The organism is Pseudomonadota bacterium (genome assembly GCA_039714795.1).
In the GTDB taxonomy this organism is placed as follows: Bacteria; Pseudomonadota; Alphaproteobacteria; order JAGOMX01; family JAGOMX01; genus JBDLIP01.
In genome coordinates this window covers 1-4,523 of sequence record JBDLIP010000129.1, presented here as the reverse complement: position 1 = coordinate 4,523, position 4,523 = coordinate 1, and the positions used below count along the sequence as shown (strand labels likewise).

Genomic DNA, 4,523 nt, shown 5'->3' with positions numbered 1-4,523 from the left:
GACTAATTGAAATGATCATGGTATTAATTTTTTAGAACCCGTGGACAAAAACTCACTTAAAAAGTCCTAAAATTTGTCCAGTCCATGGGGTGCAGCGCACAATATTCGCCCCGAGTGACTGCATCTTGTTTCCGTAACTCAAATATTTGGACAAGATTCGTCATCGTGATGAAATTGAATTGCAGATGCAGCGTTCAGGATGACGTTTGTAGAAGACCCCTATCTAAAAGCGCCATTTATGCCCGGGACGGGTATACCAAGCACTTGAGCAATCAAAGCAAGCCAATGATTTTGCCAAAGCAGTAGTCAGCAAAGCAGTGCTGTGCTGAAACGCAACATATATATCCTGAACTAACTGGGATTAAAATCGGCATGAAACCCGCTTCTACACTTAAGTTAGTTAAGAGCAATCAGACTTCTGATTTCCTCCTTTTTTTTCGGATTGAAAATAATTGAAATCAGACATCTGACATCTGATTTCTGCTACTCCGCCAACACGATAATCTTATCGCTCTGGCTAAATCCATCAATCATCTTTGATTTAAAGGGATTCATTCTAATACCATAGTTTTTGGATTTTTGATTCACTTCATTGCTGAGGCGATAACCTAAGGCAATCTCTCCGCACTCTAGGGCGGATTTGGTAACCGTGAAAAAGTTGACAGGGGTTCCAAGTTTGACGTATTTGCTGGCTGGATACATTTTGACTTCAACCCCATGTGGTTCAAGCAATTCGCTGTAAACATCGCTCAGGTGCCGGCTCTGTGCGTACTGTGCCATAATGCGGCTGATGATTTGATCGCTGACAATGAAATCATCGACGCGTGCTGCTTGAGCCAATTTTTTATCTTGCACATCCAGCATTTCAGTAACGATGGTTGTATCAGCATTGGCTTGAGCAATGATACTGCGGGTGTGTAGTAATGTGACCAGGGTGTGTGCATTTCCGTCATGCACTTGCTCTTCTCCTGCTGGACTGAGGATAATAATGCTATCAAAATTTGCTAGATTCAGTTGTTCCAGGTGACGGCGATCGGCTGTATTTCCTGCAACAAAAGAAAAATTGGAAAAATTATTGAGTTTTTTTTGATATTGGGCAGATTCTTCTTTATCCATGGCTATATCAGCCATAAAAGTTAGCGATGATTTTGCAGGAACCATTTCATTCAGGCGTTTTAGAATCATTGGTAACTTCCAATTGTGACCCAAAATAAGAGTTTTAATCGGCTTGGCCGCTTTGTCTTCTGGATGGATAATGGCCGTTTTTTCTATCTGGGGCGTATCGTTAAATTGGGCAAGGGCTCGGCGTTTGCTTTCAGCTAGAACAATCAATTGATCTTCGACTTGGAGCTTGTTATCAAAAGCTGGTTTTAGTACAATATCTTGGTAGCCATTGCGGGCAATCCCTATCAACGCTGATTGTTCATATCCCAAAACCAATTCACCAAATGAGTGGTCCGTCATCTCTGGGGGGAGCTTGCAAAAGTGGAATTCGTTGCCGGTAAAGCTTAACAATTCATCATAAACGGTTGGTAGACCGGCCTGGCCTGAGGTTTGAGCAATCAGGCGAGCAATGGATTCAGTGACCGAAATGACATCCACTTCATCACCACCTACAATGCTAGCAAGTTCTGTATTATGTGGGTCACGAATTTCCGTAACAATTTGGTATGGTCGTTTGCGTCGCTCCGGATTTTTGACAATTGCCATCAGATTTTTAATTACGTGGATATCACTTTCTTCAGTTTCAGGGGCAACAACAATAATTGCTTTGGCTGTGTTGACGCTCGTTATCTTCGACGCTTGCAGTTCCCCCGCTTTTCCAGAACGGCAGATAACTTTGATATTGCCCCGATCACTTACCTGAGATTGGATTTGCTCTTCCATTTCCATTTTGTCTGCATCGCCGAAGATAACAATGCTTGACTTTTTCTCATCTCGGTATGCTTCGACAAATTCCCGAATGATAGTTGGTACTTTTTCCGACCAACCAAAAATCACTATATGTTCGTCTTCAATAACGGGAGAACGACCACGACGCAATGAATCAATGCGTTCTTCAAAAGCGGTGGTGATCAAACCGACAAGAGTTGAAAAAAAGACAATACCGAACATAGAGACAATAAACACAAGACCATAGTAGAGGTAGGTTCCGTCTTCACTGCCAAGGGTTCCTGGTGCCAGCAACTCGACAAACAGCATGCGTGACGCTTGATCCATTGTCTCTAGCTCAGGGTTAACCTCAAAATAAATAAAAATAGCTGACATTACGGCAATCACAACGATTGTGACTATCATCAACCAGTAGACCAGCCACAGAGAGCCCCGAGTGAGTGTATTGTCAAAAAGATAGATAAATTTATCGACAAATGAATGTTGGAGTTTGGCTGTGGGTTTATTGGCCATGAGACTTTATTCTCCCTAAAAGAAAGTTGTGATTTTTATCTAGTCTAGGGGAGGGGGGTTAATTTTTTGTTAGTATACTGAAGTGAAATCAAAACCTCTGTTTCCTGATACGCTCGAAGTGCTTATTTATACCCGTCACGGGCATAAATTGCGCTTTTAGATAGAGGTCTTCTACAAACGTCATACAGAGGGTGTCCAAAAGCGCAATCTGTGCCCGGGGCGAGTATAGTTGGCGTACTTTTCTTTGACCTAATCTAAGGTGTAATTAACTTCTTGATCCCAGCATTTTTTAACATGAGGTGACGAAAGCATAGGCCAAGGGCTAAAATGCATGTAAATATTGCACCACAATTACGTGACTCTACTTGCAGTTCCTGCTAAGACTAGGGTGATAAGCTTTAACCACGAGGACGCCCCTTACATGCAACTTGACATCAACCCACAATTTAAGCACGCCATTGAGATGATGGCCAATACAGACAAATGCTTATTTATTACTGGTAAGGCTGGCACGGGAAAATCGACTCTATTGAATTATTTTTGTGCTCAATGTGAAAAAAATCCTGTAGTGTTGGCGCCTACAGGCGTAGCTGCTCTTAATGTTAAAGGGCAAACTATTCACCGTTTTTTCAATTTTTATATCGATATTACCCCACAAAAAATACGAGAAAAAAAGGTTATACCAAAGGATCCAGATCTTTATAAAGCCCTAAAAACGCTGATTATTGATGAAGTATCGATGTTGCGTGCGGATTTATTGGATTGTATAGATGAGTTCTTGCGCATTTATGGCCCCAAGCTTGGGAAAGCATTTGGGGGCGTGCAGATGGTTTTTGTTGGAGATCTATATCAATTGCCTCCGGTGGTGATCGCTCATGAGCAAGAAGTTTTTAGGACGCACTATAAAACACCTTATTTCTTTAGTGCGCATGCATTCCGCAACCGAGAAATCGAAATCATTGAGTTGAAAAAAATCTACCGGCAAAAAGACCAGGAATTTGTTGATTTGTTGAACCAAATTCGTCATAACTCGGTGCAGGACGCAGACATGGCTCAGTTGAACTCTAGGTACCTGCCTGATTTTCAACCAAATCACGAAGGCCTTTCCATCAGCCTGACCACCACCAATAAAAGGGCGGACGAAATCAACGACGCGCATCTGCAAGAACTTTCCGGTACTCTGCATGAAACAGAAGCTGAGATTGAGGGTGAGTTTGGGCGTGAGTATTTTCCAACGTCCACCGAACTACAGTTCAAGGTGGGGGCGCAAATCATGATGCTCAACAACGATTCGAGAAAACGTTGGGTGAATGGCAGTATTGGCGTTGTTGAAGCCATTAAAAGAAATTCTGAGGGTGAAGACTATGTACGCGTTCGTCTCAGTGATACCGATGAAGTTATTTTCGTGAATCGTTTCAAGTGGGAAGTTTTTCAGTTTGGGTTTAATGGCACAGAGATCGTCTCAGAACCTGCTGGAACCTTTACCCAGTTTCCTTTTCGGTTGGCGTGGGCCATTACCATCCATAAAAGCCAGGGTAAAACCTTTGATCATGTTGTCATTGATATTGGCAAGGGCACATTTGTGCCAGGACAAATGTATGTTGCCCTCAGCCGATGTACCTCTTTTGCAGGGGTGGTTTTGAAAACCCCGATCAGAAAACATGATATTCGCACCGATGCCCGCATTTTTGAATTTCTACTGCGGCAAAAATCTGCCCTGATTGAAAAGGCGATTGAAACGGGCCAATCCCTTGATATTACCTACTTGAAAGCCGATGACACCAAAACTCAGCGTGTGGTTATTCCAAAGAGCATAAGTATGGCAACCTATTTAGGAGAACAATACCTGGGCATGAAAGCCCGTTGTACCCAGATCAACCAGGAACTTATGTTTCGAGTTGATCGGATATTGGCTATAAATGTTGATGTTGATTAAGATTGATACTATATCTACTGTAGGTTTTGGAAATATTTTTATGAGGTTATTATTGTGTTTAATTATTTATCGAGAATTTTTTAATTTGGGGCGTTATCTGCGAAAAGGTACCTTTGGGTGAGTCAAAAATTTGCCACTTAATGTATTATTTTTAAATACTTAGGTTAATTATGTGAATTCA

The 4,523-nt window shown here is 41.9% G+C and carries 2 protein-coding genes; one reads left to right on the top strand and one right to left on the bottom strand.

Annotation, left to right across the window (positions count from 1 at the left end; all coding sequences use genetic code 11):
• Nucleotides 1-483: 483 nt before the first annotated feature.
• Complete coding sequence (locus ABFQ95_07695; GenBank protein ID MEN8237403.1) at nucleotides 484-2,406, bottom strand: hypothetical protein; 1,923 nt, start codon at nucleotides 2,404-2,406, stop codon at nucleotides 484-486.
• Between the two features lie 340 nt (nucleotides 2,407-2,746).
• Between ABFQ95_07695 and ABFQ95_07690 the strand changes: the two genes are divergently transcribed.
• Entirely contained in the window at nucleotides 2,747-4,342 is a 1,596-nt protein-coding gene (locus ABFQ95_07690) for an AAA family ATPase (protein MEN8237402.1), read from the top strand.
• Nucleotides 4,343-4,523: the final 181 nt, after the last annotated feature.

Excerpts from the sequence above, each read along its gene's own strand:
- ABFQ95_07695 (MEN8237403.1), bottom strand. The coding sequence starts at position 2,406 with ATGGCCAATAAACCCACAGCCAAACTCCAACATTCATTTGTCGATAAA.